The organism is Amphibacillus sp. MSJ-3, from assembly GCF_018919165.1.
GTDB lineage: Bacteria > Bacillota > Bacilli > Bacillales > Amphibacillaceae > Amphibacillus.
In genome coordinates this window covers 1-17374 of sequence record NZ_JAHLQM010000023.1, presented here as the reverse complement: position 1 = coordinate 17374, position 17374 = coordinate 1, and the positions used below count along the sequence as shown (strand labels likewise).

The window sequence follows — 17374 nt, the reverse complement described above, 5'->3', positions numbered from 1 at the left end:
CCTCTTTAAATAGGCTTATTTCAAAACACCTTCTTTCGTAGAAGGTGTTTTTTATGCTTATGGGGTAAATGATGACTCCGAAATGGAAAGGATGTGGGTTGGATATGGAAAGTAAGCAAGATTCAGATTCTTATTATTGTTTGTTGATAATGAAGAAAAAATTATTAGAGTTCATCCCAATCGTTCTTTTTGAATGACATTCTGAACTCCCTGGAGGAATCAAGATGGAAAGATTAAATAAACAAAAAAGAGAACAATATACAAATACGATTTTAGATACTTTACACAAAGAGGATATGAAGAAGTTTCGCCAATCTTTTTTAGCCTTACACCCATCGGATCAATTAGATATTTTTATTTCATTAAGTCAGGAAATACGTATTAAGGTATATGGCTACTTGAGCCCAAGTGAGTTTGCGGAAATTTTCTCGGGGTTAGATATTAAGGAGCAAAAGCTTTTTTTCTTAGAACTTGACGAAAAATACTCGTCAATGATGTTCAATCATATGTTTACAGATGATGTCGTTAATTTTCTAGCTGAGATAAATCCAGAGAGAGCAGAAACTATTTTGCTCAAAATGGATATCGATAAAGCAGATCAAGTGAGAAGTCTGCGCTTATATGCTGAAGAAACAGCGGGATCGATTATGACTAAAGAATTAATATGGATTTCATCAACAGAAAAAGTAGCAAATGTCCTTGAAAAGCTTAGGTTAGAAGCACCGAATGCAGAAATTATTTATTATCTTTATGTGATTGACTCAGCAAGAAAGTTAGTTGGTGTTGTTTCATTACGTGATTTGATCGTTGCTTCACCGGAGGAAATGATTGAAAACATTATGAGTACAAATGTTGTTTCTGTAACTGAAGATATGGATCAAGAGGATGTTGGGAAAACCATTAAAAAATATGACTTTCTAGCTGTCCCCGTTGTTTCAAGGCAAAACCGTTTGCTTGGAATTGTAACTGTCGATGATATTATGGATATATTAGAAGAAGAAACAACAGAAGATTTTGAAGATTTATCTGCAACAAAAGGGACAACGGATTTAGAGTTGAGTGGATATGATACGGCAAAGAAACGAGCACCATGGATTATTGCACTTATGTTTTTAGGATTGCTTACAGCAGGAGTGATTGGGTATTTTGAAGAGACATTAGAGACTGTCGTTCTGCTGTCCGTTTTTATACCAATGATTATGGATTCAGCAGGTAATGTTGGGACACAATCATTAACAGTAGCTGTTCGCGGTCTTGCTTTAGGAAATATTAAGCGCGAAGGTTTTTGGCGCATGATTAAACGGGAGCTCAGCGCCGGTTTTATTCTCGGCTTAATCTGTATGGTGGCAGTCACCATCCTAATCTCTATTATTTATGGTAATTGGATATTAGCGGTGATTGTTGGAATTTCAATTCTTTGCACACTAACCGTATCAACAGTTGTAGGTTTCATCGTTCCATTAATCATTAACAAATTAAAGTTTGATCCAGCTATTGCATCAGGGCCATTTATTACAACACTTAATGATATTTTGGGTTTAGTTATTTATTTCTCAATTGCGACTGCATTAATGGATCTTTTATAAGAAAATGTGTAGTTAATCAGGACATGTAGGCTCCGCGCACTGAGTGAAGTTTCACTTTATGATAAGGCTGTGAATCATTCAAGATTAAAAGTTGATTAAATAAAACACCCAACAATTTAATTTCTACCTTACAAGAATAGTTTATCTGAGTGTTGATTTTTTATTATCTACTTGGTTATTGATCGCTTACCTATTTTTATTATGGCACTTTCACTCGGCGGTTTATGCTCATATCAGACACGTAAAAAAAGAGGCTGGGGCATAACTAACCAAAAAAATGGTTTCAAGCATTAAAATTTGCTTGAAACCATTTTTTGTTGGATCTTTTCTTTCTTCTATTATTGGATTGTTGCTTCTACCGATAAACTTCCTCAGCTTCACCGCCAACAACGCAAATCCCAATTCATTTTTTACTTTCTCTTTGCCTTGCACGGAAAAACACGAGAAGCACAAATTGGCCTTCAAGAAGCCGAACCCTGCTTCTACATCTATTTTACGTTTCCCGTAGATTTCACCAGTTTTTTATTGTAACCAGCTTTCAATCGAAATATTCAATTAATTATACATTTAACAAAGCGTCCACCCAGAGTGTAAATCACGGAGTGTTACCCCAAAAACATTTAAGAGGTGATGATTCTATTTAAATGATGATCATAAGAAAAAGGAATCCAGTAGCAACCGAATTCCTTTTTCATATATTATCCTTTAACACTTGCGCTTGATACAGCATCTACTCCGCCATGGCTGTCATTTTGAGATGCTCCTGAAACGGCATCCACGTCGCCAACCAGTTTTTGACCTGTTTGCTTTAAATACCAGTCGATGATTGGCTTAAAGTCTAGGATATACTCGTTAATCCCTTTGTAGTTCCCTTCTTTATCATGCATTGCTTGATAATTATGAACGACATATTTATCGGGACCATGTGTTGGAACATGCACTCGAACGGCATCAGTCGCCCCAGAACGTAATTGTTGGATGACCCAAGATACGCTATTAAACTTGCTTTCTGGGTGACAATTTGCTAGTGGGTTACCTGCCTGGCCAGGTGTACGTGATGCTAACATTTCATCTGCTTCTTTTGTATAATTATAGTATAAGAATTGGTTGTTGTGATCAGCATAAGTTAATTCCATTGGCATTGAAGCTAGGAAATAGTTCAATTGGTCAACCGTTAAGATTCCACGATCCAATTTAACATAAGTATTTCCTTCTACTGCATTCACTGCTTTTGCAGCTTGTTCTACCCAATCATCTGCAGCCATATCAACGCCTTCAATCGTTGTATCTACTTTTCCAGTTGCGTATAGATCCTCTGGTTTTGCAACTGTTTCTTTTGGTTCTTCTATTACAGAAACAAGCTTAACAAATTTAATAAACTTTTCTAGTGTACTTTCTAAGAAGTCAATGGTTCTTTGATCTTTTAAATCTTCATTTTCATCAAAGGCTTCTTTTACTTTACCTAATAGAAATTCGTTCCCTGGCATGACCATTGCATTTACACCTGGCGCATCTAGAATTTGTCGTAGGTGTAGTTGGGCGCGGGAAGAACCTTGGTCATAGTATGATGCACCAACAATCATAACAGGTTTATCTTCAAGTGAATGAATTTTGAAAGACAACCATTCAAGTAAGCTTTTTAGACCAGCAGGAATAGTATGGTTGTGTTCTGGTGTTGCGATAATCACACCATCTGATTCCAAAATTTTTCTGTGAATGTTTTGGATGACCTCACTGTTTGTTTGGTCGTCACTTTGATTAAACATTGGGACTTCCTTGATTTCCAATATTTCTAAATCAAACATAGATTTAAATTGTTTTTTTATATACTTTAATAGTGTACGGTTATATGATACCTCTGCACTTGATCCAACGATTCCAACTAATTTCATAATGATATTCTCCTCTTATTAAATTTCTTCCCATGAAAAGTTTTCTGCTTCTCTTTTATTAATTTCATGTGCTTGATTTAAATGGTTCGTTAATTCCACGAAAGTTAAGAAATCTTCAAATAAACTTTCTAGTTTTTCAATCTGTTCTTTATCCTTCAATTGACCCGATTCATCAAAGGCTTCTAATGAGTGACTTAATAAAAATTCAGAACTTGGCATGATGCGTGCTTTTAATTCTGGAGAATCTAGAATTTGCCGTAAGTGCATTTGCGCTCTGGATGATCCTAATACACCGTATGAAGCACCTGTAATCATAACTGGCTTATCAACAAAGGGGAAAATACCGTATGATAACCAGTTCAATGCATTAATCAAAGATGCCGGAACCGCATGGTCATACTCCGGTGTACTAATAATTACTCCAGCAGCTTCATCTATTTTAGCTGCTATCTCTTTTACTTGTTGGGGCAATTCCTTGTTTTCAGGTTTGTTGAAAACGGGTATTCCTTTTATTTCAACTAATTCAATATCAACTTTATCTGAAAAATGGCTTTGGATAAACATCAATAATTGACGATTGGTAGAATTATCTGAGTTTGTTCCTACGAGACCAATAAATTTTTGCATATCTTTTACTTCCTTCCGAAACATTTATTTTTGATTGATACCATTTGAAAATAAGATTTCTCCTTTTTTGGTGATAATGATACCTTCTATATTCTCTAATTGGTTTAGAGTACTTAGTATATCTTGGGATGACTTTCCGTATAAACGCGTTGTCCAAATCTCACCATCGATTGACCGATCCGATCGAATTGTCAAACTTGCAACATCTGTATCAGTTGGGTAACCCGTTTTAGGATCTAAAATATGGTGATAAGTTTGTCCGGCTACTTCAAGGCTTCTTTCATAGACACCCGATGTTACAACTGATTGATTGGAAATACCTAAAGTTGTGATATATTCATTGCGAGCTAAGACCGGATTTTGAATACCAATTTGCCACTGTCTCTTCTCGCCATGCCCTACAGGACCTAGACCAACAATATTGCCACCCAAATTAATAAGTGCAGTTGTTACACCAACCGTTTTTAAATAATCAATGATTAAGTCAGCTATATAACCCTTTGCTAGGGAACCTAGGTCAATCAGCATATTCCTTTCTGTTAAAAAAACGGATTGTTCTGCATCATTCAAAATAATATTTTGAGGATTAGTCAGTCGTAACCGTTTTTCAATCTCCTCAGCTGAAGGAACCTTAGCATCGCTAAAACCAATGCGCCAGCTTTGTACCAAAGGGCCAATGGCGATATTTAAATGACTATCTAATGCACAACTATGTTGTTTACCGATTTTTATTAAGTCGTATAGGTTAGGATGGACGATGACAGAACGAATACCTGCCTGGTGATTAATGGCCATTAGTTCGGAATCTGAGTTATTTGCACTGAATCGACGTTCATAAACTTCCAGGCGATTAATGACTTCTACCAAAATTGGATCGGGATTATCGTGTTCAATCAGTAGGTCAATTACAGTTCCCATTAGATGTATCCTTCTCTTTATTTGTTCTATCAGACTCAACTCCTTTAACGACTTAAAATATCCCTTTCCATGTCTGCTAATTCCTTCAAGGCAACAGTATTGCGGTTAATTTTGGAATATGCTCTTGCATCATAAATTCTTTCTAAGATTGCTTCTTTAGAATCATTTTGAACAATAGCATTTTTCGCCCGTTGCAGAGCTGCTCTAGCAAGGTAGTAGGTTACGTGATTATCTGAACAAATAGAAACAGCATAATCCAACAAGGCATTGCTAATGTCTAACTCCCCAATCTCTGCATAAAAAACCCCACATTGAAAAACAATATTTAAAACCCGCCAAGTATCTTCAATTTCTTGCGTCGGGTAGGTATAAATTTTTTCTTGGACTTTATTAAAGTAAAACTCAGCTTTATCACGGTTCCTTTCTCTTGAATACACCATCCCGATTCCAGTGTAGGCAAGTAAACGGAAGATTTCTAAATCTTCACTAGCATCTTCTAACAAAATTTGGTCGAATATAAAAAGGATGTCGATAACAGCTTTATTTTGAAAAATCATCACAAATCCATTTAGGTAATGGTAGCGCAAAATTAGGTTTAAATCTTCTATTTCATTAATGGCTATTGTATCTAATAGGTTTTTAGCTTGTTCAAACTCACTGGTAATTAAGAAGAATTCTGCTTTATTCATTTTCTCAATCACTTCAGTGTGCCTAACACCAACCTTTGGAAATAGCTCGCCTAAGGGTAGATTTAGCCGATTGCAGAGTTTGATAAGTATTTTCAAATTTGGAACTTGGCCATTATTTTCAAAACGACTCAAAGTAGTTTGTGTACAAATTCCTTCTGCTAATTCGTTTTGCGAGAGTCCATTTGCTTTTCTCGTATTGATAAAACGTTCAATATTCACCACATCACTCCTTTCGACTTTGTGTTTAATTTCACATATTTATTACAACTTTAATTATATTCCTTATATATAATATCGTCAATCATTTATATATAATTTTATATAAAAAAATATATAATTGATTGAGTCAACTGAAGTGAAAATCTTGTTTTGTGGGTTAATCTTACCAAGTAGCTCTAACCTTTATCGCAGTGCAACTGTCAGTAAGCCCCCACTTAAAGCATTCGAAGGAAAGTAAGCATTGTAAGTGGAAGGTCAACTGATGGCCCGATTGGTTCAAGGGCCTTTAGGTCACCCCCTTGTATCGTTGGAATAACGAGCTTATATTCAGTTAATCGTTGGCAAAAGTCTGCTCTGACAAAAAAATAAATGGAAATCTCAAAAAAATAACAGTTTTATCTTGACAGATATCGTTTACGGTTGTAAACTGTAATTAACCTAAGATTACAAATGTAATCGAAGAGAGGTGAAAAAATGATTGAGGACGATATGAAAATTACGGAATCTGAATGGGAGGTTATGCGGGTTGTTTGGGCGAAAGAGCATGTGACAAGTAAAGAAATCATTGAGGTTTTACAACAGAAAAAAGCTTGGAAACCTGCGACAACGAAAACCTTTATAAGTAGATTAGTAAAAAAGCAAATCCTAAATACGGAGAAAATAGGGAATAAATATCTTTATTCAACCGATGTAAATGAAGCCGATTTTATTAAAAGTATGCTTAACGAACTGTTTGCTAATGTTTGTAATCGAAAAAAAGGTGAGATGATCGCTTACCTGTTAAACCAGATGATGTTGAGTTTTGATGATATCGAGAATTTAGAAACAATTCTTAAAAATAAACGTAATGGAGCTGTTGAACAGGTCCCGTGTAATTGTATCCCTGGTCAATGTCATTGTCAGATAACAAATTAAAGTGAGGAGAATATAAATGGAAAAAGTTAAATTGAATGTGTCAGGAATGAATTGTAATCATTGTGCTAATCGAGTGGAAACAGCCTTAACGGAAGTTGAAGGAGTCGCAAAAGCAAAGGTTAATTTAAATAAAGGAGTCGCTCAAGTTAAGTATGACGAGAATATTCAACAAGTTGATCGGCTAATAGAAGCTGTTAATGAAGCCGGCTATCAAGCTGAGTTGATTCAATAAAAGAAAGGGCGTAATAGTCATGCAGAAAAAAACATTTGATATTGAAGGAATGACATGTGCCTCTTGTGCTCAAACCGTCGAAAAGGCAACAAACAAGTTATCGGGTGTAGAATCCGCTCAAGTCAATTTAGCAACAGAAAAATTGAATATTAATTATGATGAATCGGTGCTTTCGGTTCAAGATATCCAAAATGCTGTCAGTGATGCGGGTTATAAAGCTGTACCAAAGACGGAAAAGAAAACTCTCTCGATATCGGGAATGACATGTGCTTCTTGTGCTCAAACCGTTGAAAAAACATCAGCTAAACTTGATGGTGTGTTGAAATCCCAAGTTAACCTAGCAACAGAGAAATTGATGATAGAATATGATCCGACTAAGGTTTCAATGACGGATGTAACAAGTGCAATAGCGGATGCTGGTTACCAGGCAAAGGAAGATATTGAAGGTTCATTGAATTCATATGATGAAGTGAAAAATAAAAAAACAGAACAAATGGATTCAATTTGGCGCCGTTTTTGGTTGTCAGCTGTTTTTGCCATCCCATTACTTTATATCTCGATGGGGCCAATGGTAGGTCTTCCTCTTCCTTTAATTATTGACCCAGATGCAAATGCCATTTATTTTGCAACACTACAATTGATTTTAACTGCACCTGTTATTGCCTTGGGTTGGAGCTACTATACAGGTGGTTATAAAGCTCTATTTAAGGGGCATCCAAATATGGATTCATTGATTGCATTGGGTACAAGTGCTGCTGTTTTATACAGTCTTGTCGCTACTTTCCACGTTTGGGCTGGTGACCCAAGTTATTCACATGAGTTATATTATGAATCGGCAGCGGTAATTTTAACATTAATTACCTTAGGTAAATATTTAGAAACACGTTCAAAAGGGAAAACCTCTGAGGCAATAGAGAAGTTAATGGATTTAGCTCCAAAAACGGCAACTGTTATTCGCGATGGTCAAGAATTGAAGTTGGCGATTGACGAGGTTGTTGTTGGTGATCAAATGATTGTGAAACCAGGCGAAAAGATTCCAGTTGATGGGGTCATTACAGAAGGAAGAACATCTGTTGATGAATCCATGTTGACAGGTGAAAGTATTCCAGTTGAAAAGAATATTGGTGATTCTTTAGTTGGTGGGAGCTTTAATAAAAATGGGACTGTTCGATATCAAGCGACAAAAGTTGGTAAGGATACAGCCCTAGCACAAATCATTCAATTAGTTGAAGATGCTCAAGGTTCCAAAGCACCTATTGCTAAAATGGCCGATGTTATTTCTGGTTATTTTGTTCCGATTGTTATTGGATTAGCATTAGTCTCAGGTTTGGCATGGTATTTCTCGGGGCAAACAGGTATCTTTGCTTTAACAATAATGATTTCAGTTCTCGTCATTGCTTGTCCTTGTGCGCTTGGCCTAGCGACACCTACAGCGATTATGGTTGGTACAGGTAAGGGTGCTGAACATGGTGTGTTAATTAAAGGTGGAGAAGCACTTGAAACGACCCATAAAGTAGAGATGATCGTATTTGATAAGACAGGAACAATTACAGAAGGTAAACCTGTTGTGACAGATATCATCACAAATGAAACCACAACCGATCAGGAATTGTTACGCTTAGCGGCTTCTGCTGAAAAAGGCTCCGAGCACCCATTAGGTGAAGCAATAGTAAGAGAAGCTGAAGCAAAAGGGTTAGATTTAATTGATATTCAAAGTTTTGAGGCAATTCCAGGGCATGGTATCGAAGTCAGCGTTAATGATAAAAAGTTACTAGCTGGAAATCGAAAGTTAATGGATGATCGCAAAATATCACTAGGGGATTTAGCAGCAGAATCAGATCGTCTCGCCAATGAAGGTAAAACACCAATGTATATTGCGATTGATGAAGGAATGGCGGGAATCATTGCAGTTGCGGATACAGTAAAAGAGAACAGTGCAAAGGCAATTGAACGATTGCACAAAATGGGAATTGAGGTTGGTATGATTACAGGTGATAATAGCCGAACTGCGGAGGCCATTGCTAAACAGGTTGGGATTGATCGTGTGATGAGTGAAGTCTTGCCTGAAGATAAAGCAAATGAAGTGAAGAAAATTCAAGATGAAGGCCGAAAAGTTGCTATGGTTGGCGATGGGATCAATGATGCGCCTGCTCTTGCCCAAGCGGATATTGGAATTGCAATTGGTTCAGGGACAGATGTTGCAATTGAATCAGCAGATATTGTTCTGATGAGAAGTGATTTATTAGATGTTTCAAGTGCAATCCAGTTAAGTAGGGCGACGATCCGTAATATTAAGGAAAACTTATTTTGGGCATTTGCTTATAATGTTTTAGGTATTCCGTTTGCGATGGGGGTATTTCATATCTTCGGTGGCCCTTTATTAAGCCCAATGATAGCGGGAGCAGCGATGAGTTTGAGTTCTGTATCAGTGCTAGCTAATGCTTTAAGACTTAAACGATTTAACCCATCACGTGACTAATCTTAGACAAGAGATGATGGTAGAAGTCAATAAAGCTAATCGAATAGATATAATAAGAAGAAAGTGGCTTTTTGAAAATAAAGGATTGATCTTGTTATGTGATCTTCCATTGTCGATCCCTTTGTGTTAAAGGATATCCAAAGAGTAAAGAATGCTAAGTGTTATGGAAATGAAGAAAGCCTTATAGGAAGAAGCTCCACTTTTTTGATAGGAATAATCCAAGCAGGTCTTAATCAAGGGTTTGGATTATTCCTTTTTTAATTGGTAAAGGATAAATGCTTTTAAAATATATAATGGGGATATACACCCTCGCTAACTATCGATTTACTATAGATGAATGAAGTGGTACGAACCTATTTTGATATTAGACTTAGTCTGAACATATGATGTGATTATGCAGATTTTATACTATCCCTTTCAACAATTTTAAAGAATTAGCTTGGACTTAAAGCGATTTAATGTTATGATTTAATTACTAGTTCACAAGTTAATCAATAGCATTAAGTTAACTTGTCCGTATGAATAAAAAAGTAAATGATATGGATTTATTTTAGGGAGGAAAGTAAATGAGTGATCAGATTAAACAATCCATTGAAGCAGGAAGAACTGCATTAGGAATTGAACTTGGTTCAACACGAATAAAAGCTGTTTTGATCGGTGAAAATAACCAACCGATTGCAATTGGTAGCCATGATTGGCAAAATAGCTATGTGGACAATATATGGACATACAGTTTAGACGATATTTGGAAGGGCTTACAGGATAGTTATCGAAAAATGGCTCAAGAAGTTAAGGAACAATATGATATTCCAGTGAAGAAAATTGGCGCACTTGGTTTTAGTGCAATGATGCATGGCTATATGGCTTTTGATAAGCATGATCAATTGTTAGTACCTTTTCGTACATGGCGAAACAATATTACTGAGAAGGCATCTCAGGAACTTACGAGCATATTTAACTATAACATTCCGCAAAGATGGACGATTGCCCATCTTTATCAAGCCATCTTAAATGAAGAAAAACATGTCGCAGATATTGCACACTTAACCACTTTAGCCGGGTATGTACATTGGAAGTTGACGGGGCAAAAGGTTTTAGGTGTAGGGGAGGCATCAGGCGTCTTTCCAATTGATATAGAAACAAAACAATTTAATCAAACGAAGATTGAGCAATTCAATCATTTAATTGAGTCATATCAACTACCATGGAAACTCGAGGATTTATTAGCGGATGTATTAGTAGCTGGAGAGAATGGTGGTAATTTAACGGCAGAAGGAGCTAAGCTACTAGATCCAACTGGCGTACTAGAGGCTGGAGTGCCCGTTTGTCCGCCAGAAGGTGATGCAGGTACTGGAATGGTTGCAACAAATAGTGTTAAAGAGAGAACAGGTAATGTATCTGCAGGTACGTCAGTATTTGCGATGGTTGTTTTAGAAAAAGAATTGGAAAAAGTTCATACGGAAATTGATCTTGTAACAACACCTACTGGTAGTTTAGTGGCAATGTCGCACTCAAATAACTGTACATCTGATCTCAATGAATGGGTCGGTTTGTTTGCCGAATATTCAAAAGCTCTTGGAATGGATCTAGACATGAATACGGTATATAGCACCTTGTATAATTTAGCACTATCAGGGGATAAAGATACAGGCGGACTATTGTCATATGGTTACCTTTCAGGAGAGCATATTACTGGGTTTGAAGAAGGACGTCCACTATTTGTTCGTTCGTCAAATAGTCATTTTAATTTACCTAACTTTATGCGCACTCATTTATTCTCCGCACTTGGTGCAATGAAGATTGGAATGGATATTTTACTTAAAGAGGAAGCTGTTCAATTAGATGAAATCCTTGGACATGGTGGATTATTTAAAACAGAAGGTGTTGGTCAAAGAATCATGGCTGCTGCCCTTGACACACCAGTTGCTGTAATGGATACAGCAGGAGAAGGTGGTGCTTGGGGTGTCGCCATCCTTGCCTCCTATATGTTGAACCGAGGATCCACTCAAACATTAGAAGATTATTTAAATGAAGAAGTTTTTGCGAATCAAGATATAACTAAAGTTACTCCTGATGCAGAGGATGTAAAGGGCTTTGAATTATTTATGGAACGTTATAAGGCTGGTTTGGCAATTGAAAGAGCAGCGGTAGAACATCTAAAATAATCGGTTTGATTGAAAAAAAACGATAGTGGAAAATAACAAAGCCACTATCGTTTTTCTTTATCCCAGTTTCACTGACTGTATGTGTGCTCGCTTTAGTGGGGGATGAGAATCCTACCAATGAGTGGAACTCTCCCTTATTTGACTTTTTCACTCCATAGGGCTTCAAATTGATTTGAAAATTCTTCTGTTAAAGGTTCATTATCGGAAAATAAATCAGGATCAACTTCGAGCATTGTTGTGATGACTTCTGTCAGTTTAACCGTATCACAAATTCTTGCTTCAGCATCACCGAACTTACCGATATGCATAGCACCAAGTTCTAATAAATAATCGTCAACTTTCCAAAAATGCTCTGACCAACTTAAACCACAGTGTCTTCGTGAAGGGACGGAAATCTTAGTTCCATCTTGCAAAATAGTATATAATTGTTCGGGTTCATCACTAACTCTACCAGGAATATCAACCCACTCTTCGATTCCATGGATAAATGTGTTGCGGGTTAAGGTAACACCTAAAAGCATAATTTGAGCTTTACGATCTAATAATTTCCCCCAAGTGGATCCTCTCGCACAAGGTGTGTCGAATTTTTCGTCACCTGTGGTAAAGCTTTCTGCATCTCGGCCAAGCGCACCAACCGAGTGAGTTGGATGCCATGAACGAATAACACCTTCTCGCTTACGGAACATTTCAGTTAAAATACCAACGTTTGTTTCGGATTTATCAACATAATAGTTTGGATTTTCCTTATTAATATGAGCCCAAGTATGCGTAGGCAAGACAAGTAAACCATCTTTCATATATTCTGAAAAACTATCTAATACGGTATCTGGTCCTCCTTCTACATCTCCAATGCTCTTGTATGATGAGTGAATGAGTAGAGTACCAAATTTATTAATACCGAGTTTTTTTAAATCATTTTTCAAGTCTGTTTTGGTGTACATTTTTTTAATCCTCCGTTTGTTCATGATCATTCTTTGAAGTTGTATTTTTATAAGCAAAATTTTCGTCGACTTTGCATCAATGATAACCATAACATAGAATTTAGATTACTTAAACCGGATTGTTTTACCGCCGCGTAACTGTCAGTAAGACTCCCACTGATTAAAGTTTCATTTTATCAAATCCTTTCATTTAAGAAATGGCTAAAATTAGGCCTAATCTCTCTATTTCACTTGATTTTTAATCTTCTTTTATCGGTACTATTTGAAACCGCTTTCTGGTAGTGTAGTATTATGAGGAATGTTAAAGTTTATTTGTTTAAATAAGTAAATTAGTTTGGAGGGATTAAAAATGAGTAAAGAGTTAATAGGTGTACCATTGGAGGGTTTTGCTGAATTTAGCCGGCAAGTTGCTGCTGATGGGGCTGTGTTACTCAAAAATGACTTAAGCACTTTGCCGATTCAACATGGTGAAGTCGTCTCGGTTTTTGGCCGGATCCAAAAGGATTATTATCGCAGTGGGACCGGATCGGGCGGAAGTGTTAATGTTAGTTATACAACAAACTTAATTGATAGTTTACGAGAAAAAAAGTCTATTCAGATAAATGAAAGTTTAGCCACAATGTATCAGGAATGGATAGCTGAAAATCCATTTGATAATGGTGGGGGAGGTTGGGCAGCTGAACCCTGGCATCAAGAGGAAATGCCATTATCTGACGATATCATAATTGAAGCAAAAGCAAAGTCTGATAAAGCACTTATTGTGATTGGACGCACAGCGGGGGAAGACCAAGATAATGCAGCTGAAGCGGGAAGTTATTTATTAACTGAAGATGAGCGGGATATGATTGAACGGGTAACAGAACATTTTGATAAGGTAGCTGTTATTTTAAATACATCAAATATTATTGATACAAGCTGGTTGGAACAATATGATATTCAAGCATTGCTATATACATGGCATGGTGGAATGGAAGGAGGGCGCGCCGCCGCTGATTTATTGGTTGGAGATGTGACGCCGAGTGGTAAGTTGACTGATACAATTGCCTATTCAATTGATGACTATCCATCCTCTGCTCATTATGGTAATGATGATAAAAATATTTACGCAGAGGATATTTATGTTGGTTATCGTTATTTTGAAACCTTTGCTCCAGAAAAGGTACAGTTTCCATTTGGATTTGGCTTATCTTATACTACCTTTGAACAAAAATGTACCTCTGCCCATTGTATTGTAGTGGATGAAATTGAGTATTTAGAAGTTGATGTTGCGGTGGAAAATACAGGTGCGTCTTTTTCCGGAAAAGAAGTTGTTCAACTATATGTCGAAGCGCCGCAAGGAAAGTTAGGTCAACCGACACGATCACTTGTTGCCTTTGCTAAAACAAGTTTATTAAAGCCGGGTGAACAAGAAACTGTTACACTTCGTTGTCCGATCAGTGGACTTGCATCTTATGATGATAGTGGAGTAACAGGTTATCGTTCTGCTTATGTATTAGAGGTTGGCACATATTTATTTCACCTGGGATCGAGTGTTAGACAAACAGTACAAATAGAGGTTGATGGTCAAGAGGGTTATGTTGTTAATCAAGTCCGATTAGTTGAGCAGCTTGAGGAAGCGTTGGCACCAGTTGAAGCATTTAAGCGACTGAAGCCTGGAAAGAGAATGCTAGATGGGCGTTATGAAATGACATATGTAGACGTCCCGGTTCGTAAGGTAGATTTAAAAGAACGAATCGAATCCCGTATGCCTAAAGCAATTGAGCAAACAGGTGATAAGGGCTATCGGCTTAAGGATGTCGTAACTCAGGAAATTTCAATTGAAACTTTTGTCGCTCAACTTTCTGATCATGAATTAGCAACGATTGTTCGTGGCGAGGGGATGAGTAGTCCGCTTGTAACTTCAGGTACTGCCTCAGCATTTGGTGGCGTAAGTGATCGATTGCTAAGTTATGGTGTCCCTGTTGCGTGTACAGCTGATGGTCCTTCAGGTATCCGAATGGATAGTGGTGAAAAAGCAACTCAAGTTCCAATTGGTACACTTCTTGCTGCAAGCTGGGATCAAAAGTTAGTCGAGGATCTCTATGAACTCGAAGGAAAGGAATTAGTTCGTAATGAGATTGATCTTTTGTTGGGTCCGGGTATAAATTTAAGACGCCATCCACTTAATGGTCGGAACTTTGAATACTTTTCTGAAGATCCATTTTTGACGGGTGTTTTTGCCGTGGCTACATCACGGGGGATTATAAAAGGAGGAGCACATGCAACGCCCAAGCATTTTGCCTGTAACAATCAAGAACAATCGCGTAATAAAGTAAATGCAATTGTTTCAGAACGCGCACTAAGACAAAACTATTTAAAAGGTTTCGAAATGATTGTTAAAGAGGGTGGTGCAAGAAGTATTATGACTGCTTATAACCCTATTAATGGACATTGGTCAGCCTCGAACTACGATCTTAATACGACGATTTTACGTGGAGAATGGGGCTTTGAAGGGATTGTAATGACAGATTGGTGGGCGCAAATGAACGATCCGATTCATGCAGGCGAACCTAATTGTCGGAATACACATCATATGATTCGGGCTCAAAATGACTTGTACATGGTGGTAAATAATTATGGCGCAGAGGTAAATTCAAGTCGGGATCACACCTTAGCTGCGTTAGAAGAGGGGCAATTAACACGAGGTGAATTACAACGTTCAGCTATCAATATTTTTCAGTTTTTAACCCATGTGCCCGCATTTAATCGGAAACAAACCTTTAATGACTCCTTTGGAAAAATAATACCTATAGTGAGGGAACAAACAGATGAGGTTCAAAGCATACATGCTAGTGGTGTAGTGAAGCCAATAGCAAATGATCTGATTCTCTTTAAAGTAGATGATCCAGGGGAATATCGGATGTTTATTGACTTGTCTTCGCCGGGAGCAGATTTAGCTCAAACAGCATGTAATATTATGATCAATAATCAGGTCGTAGCAACAGCACAAACGAATGGAACAGAAGGGAAAGTAATTACACAAAAACTTCCTAAGGTTGAATTAGAAGTAGGCTTATATGAATTAGGCTTAGCTTTTACCAAACCAGGAATGGTAGTTGAACACATTCAGTTTACTAAGGTAAATTAACTTAAAACTAAAGACTATTGAGCGGTCACATTTGCTCAATAGTCTTTTTGATAATTAGGATAAAAAAAGTAGTGTAACGCTCTCATAATTGGTATAATTATAAAGTGAAACTTCAATCAGTGGGGGCTATATCCCCCACTGACTGGGACAGAGACAGAGACAGGGACTGGGACTGGGACTGCGGTTACTCGTCCCATCGAAGTGATTTGCGGTTACTCGTCCCATCGAAAATATTTGTTCTACCACAAGGGTACGAGCTAAAGGCCCCTGAACCAATTGGGCCGATACTGATAGTTGATCCCCCGCTTACAATTTTTAGTTTCCATAAGATTCCTGATGAGGGAGTCATACTGACAGTTACACTGCGATAAATTATAGCTTAAAAAAGGAGCGGAATAATGCAACATTATTTATTTGTTCATTTTAAAGAAAAACCAACGCCGGATGGAGAACAAGTATATTTTGGTTTGAGTAAAGATGGCTACCGGTGGGAAATGGTTAATCAGGGAAATCCAATTCTTTGGAGTTATAAAGGAGAAAAGGGAGTTCGTGACTTTACAATTATCCGAGCAGAAAACGGTAAATTCTATATTTTTGCAACAGATTTATCTTTAGCTTATCAACTGCGTGATCGCTATCAGAACTCTTGGGCAAAGGTAGCCCGGGAAGGTAGTCATTGTCTTGTTATGTGGGAATCGGAAGATTTGGTTAACTGGTCAGAACAAAAGATGATCCGATTAGGCGGGGATGATTTTGGTTGTCATTGGGCGCCGGACATAATCTATGATAAGGATATGGATGATTATTTATTACATTGGTCTTCACCACACCGAAGTAATCATTTTGGACCGATGGCGATTTATTATTCGAGAACGAAGGACTTTGAAACATTTACTGAACCTAAACTGCTTTATCGTAAAGAAGATAGTGGTGTGATTGATTCAGCAATGTACGAAGAAGATGGTCAATATTATCTATTTGTAAAAAGTGAACATAATCCATTAGGTGTGATCATGTTAAAAAGCGATGTGATTACAGGACCGTTTGAACGTATTTATGCTTTCGATGAAGAGATGAATAAGCTCGATGGGGCAGTTTACGAAGCACCAACTGCTTTCAAAATGCAAGATGGTAAATGGACACTTTTCCTAGACTTTTTTGGTGTGCAGGGTAAGGGACAAGGTTATGTTCCTTTTATTGCAGACAGACTCTCTTCAGGTCAATTTAAGCGTTCTGATGCTGAGTTTAGCTTTCCTTATGGTTTTAAACATGGTACAGTATTAACGATTACAGAAGAAGAATATAACCGAATTAAGCAATATGATTTTGATCAATAGAGCAAGCAAAACCAAATGCTTGCTCTATTTTCCCTTGTTATAGATTAAATTTGTCCTATAAAAAATGACCATAAATGTTCATAGAATTAGCATTGCTGGTTTTAAAGTTATAATCAATCTGCTAAGACGTATGTGTATAATGTTTCTCAATGATACTTAAATCAAAATACTAGACAAAAAAAGAGAAGACACTCTAATATAAATGTAAGTTTCGCGACTAACATTTGAAAAGAGGTCTTCTCATGGA

12 protein-coding genes and 1 pseudogene are annotated in these 17374 nt (G+C 37.2%); 7 read left to right on the top strand and 6 right to left on the bottom strand.

All coding sequences use genetic code 11. The annotated features are described in order from the left end of the window. Positions 1 to 224 precede the first annotated feature (224 nt). The gene (gene mgtE, locus KQI76_RS08110) at positions 225 to 1586 is read left to right on the top strand and encodes a magnesium transporter (protein ID WP_216399827.1); all 1362 of its coding nucleotides are present in this window, start codon (positions 225 to 227) and stop codon (positions 1584 to 1586) included. Positions 1587 to 1942: 356 nt separating this feature from the next. Here mgtE and KQI76_RS12120 read toward each other — a convergent pair. From KQI76_RS12120 to KQI76_RS08085, 5 genes and pseudogenes are all read right to left on the bottom strand, one after another. Then, a pseudogene (locus KQI76_RS12120) lies at positions 1943 to 2108 on the bottom strand (transposase); the annotation flags it as partial. Between the two features lie 176 nt (positions 2109 to 2284). Further along, positions 2285 to 3478, bottom strand: coding sequence for an NAD(P)H-dependent oxidoreductase (locus KQI76_RS08100; RefSeq protein WP_216399826.1), 1194 nt, complete (start codon positions 3476 to 3478; stop codon positions 2285 to 2287). Positions 3479 to 3496: 18 nt separating this feature from the next. Next, positions 3497 to 4105, bottom strand: coding sequence for an NADPH-dependent FMN reductase (locus KQI76_RS08095; RefSeq protein WP_216399825.1), 609 nt, complete (start codon positions 4103 to 4105; stop codon positions 3497 to 3499). 24 nt (positions 4106 to 4129) lie between these two features. Beyond that, the gene (locus KQI76_RS08090; RefSeq protein ID WP_216399824.1) at positions 4130 to 5023 is read right to left on the bottom strand and encodes an FAD:protein FMN transferase; all 894 of its coding nucleotides are present in this window, start codon (positions 5021 to 5023) and stop codon (positions 4130 to 4132) included. 44 nt (positions 5024 to 5067) lie between these two features. Then, entirely contained in the window at positions 5068 to 5931 is an 864-nt protein-coding gene (locus KQI76_RS08085) for a helix-turn-helix domain-containing protein (RefSeq protein WP_371817669.1), read from the bottom strand. Positions 5932 to 6405: 474 nt separating this feature from the next. On the opposite strand from KQI76_RS08085, the gene KQI76_RS08080 reads away from it, so the two are divergent. From KQI76_RS08080 to KQI76_RS08065, 4 genes are all read left to right on the top strand, one after another. After that, positions 6406 to 6846, top strand: coding sequence for a CopY/TcrY family copper transport repressor (locus tag KQI76_RS08080; RefSeq protein WP_216399823.1), 441 nt, complete (start codon positions 6406 to 6408; stop codon positions 6844 to 6846). Positions 6847 to 6862: 16 nt separating this feature from the next. Beyond that, on the top strand, positions 6863 to 7078 hold the full coding sequence (gene copZ, locus KQI76_RS08075) for a copper chaperone CopZ (protein WP_216399822.1): 216 nt from the start codon (positions 6863 to 6865) through the stop codon (positions 7076 to 7078). A gap of 19 nt (positions 7079 to 7097) precedes the next feature. Beyond that, entirely contained in the window at positions 7098 to 9557 is a 2460-nt protein-coding gene (locus tag KQI76_RS08070) for a heavy metal translocating P-type ATPase (RefSeq protein ID WP_216399821.1), read from the top strand. Between the two features lie 566 nt (positions 9558 to 10123). Next, the gene (locus KQI76_RS08065; protein WP_216399820.1) at positions 10124 to 11722 is read left to right on the top strand and encodes a xylulokinase; all 1599 of its coding nucleotides are present in this window, start codon (positions 10124 to 10126) and stop codon (positions 11720 to 11722) included. Between the two features lie 134 nt (positions 11723 to 11856). On the opposite strand, the gene KQI76_RS08060 is transcribed toward KQI76_RS08065, so the two are convergent. Continuing rightward, on the bottom strand, positions 11857 to 12663 hold the full coding sequence (locus KQI76_RS08060) for an AAC(3) family N-acetyltransferase (RefSeq protein WP_216399819.1): 807 nt from the start codon (positions 12661 to 12663) through the stop codon (positions 11857 to 11859). Between the two features lie 349 nt (positions 12664 to 13012). On the opposite strand from KQI76_RS08060, the gene KQI76_RS08055 reads away from it, so the two are divergent. Together KQI76_RS08055 and KQI76_RS08050 are read left to right on the top strand one after the other, a co-directional pair. Then, the gene (locus KQI76_RS08055) at positions 13013 to 15790 is read left to right on the top strand and encodes a glycoside hydrolase family 3 protein (RefSeq protein ID WP_216399818.1); all 2778 of its coding nucleotides are present in this window, start codon (positions 13013 to 13015) and stop codon (positions 15788 to 15790) included. 398 nt (positions 15791 to 16188) lie between these two features. Beyond that, entirely contained in the window at positions 16189 to 17127 is a 939-nt protein-coding gene (locus KQI76_RS08050; RefSeq protein ID WP_216399817.1) for a glycoside hydrolase family 43 protein, read from the top strand. Positions 17128 to 17374: the final 247 nt, after the last annotated feature.

Excerpts from the sequence above, each read along its gene's own strand:
- mgtE (WP_216399827.1), top strand. The coding sequence starts at position 225 with ATGGAAAGATTAAATAAACAAAAAAGAGAACAATATACAAATACGATT.
- KQI76_RS08095 (WP_216399825.1), bottom strand. The coding sequence starts at position 4,105 with ATGCAAAAATTTATTGGTCTCGTAGGAACAAACTCAGATAATTCTACC.
- KQI76_RS08070 (WP_216399821.1), top strand. The coding sequence starts at position 7,098 with ATGCAGAAAAAAACATTTGATATTGAAGGAATGACATGTGCCTCTTGT.
- KQI76_RS08060 (WP_216399819.1), bottom strand. The coding sequence starts at position 12,663 with ATGTACACCAAAACAGACTTGAAAAATGATTTAAAAAAACTCGGTATT.
- copZ (WP_216399822.1), top strand. The coding sequence starts at position 6,863 with ATGGAAAAAGTTAAATTGAATGTGTCAGGAATGAATTGTAATCATTGT.
- KQI76_RS08090 (WP_216399824.1), bottom strand. The coding sequence starts at position 5,023 with ATGGGAACTGTAATTGACCTACTGATTGAACACGATAATCCCGATCCA.
- KQI76_RS08050 (WP_216399817.1), top strand. The coding sequence starts at position 16,189 with ATGCAACATTATTTATTTGTTCATTTTAAAGAAAAACCAACGCCGGAT.
- KQI76_RS08065 (WP_216399820.1), top strand. The coding sequence starts at position 10,124 with ATGAGTGATCAGATTAAACAATCCATTGAAGCAGGAAGAACTGCATTA.
- KQI76_RS08080 (WP_216399823.1), top strand. The coding sequence starts at position 6,406 with ATGATTGAGGACGATATGAAAATTACGGAATCTGAATGGGAGGTTATG.
- KQI76_RS08055 (WP_216399818.1), top strand. The coding sequence starts at position 13,013 with ATGAGTAAAGAGTTAATAGGTGTACCATTGGAGGGTTTTGCTGAATTT.
- KQI76_RS08100 (WP_216399826.1), bottom strand. The coding sequence starts at position 3,478 with ATGAAATTAGTTGGAATCGTTGGATCAAGTGCAGAGGTATCATATAAC.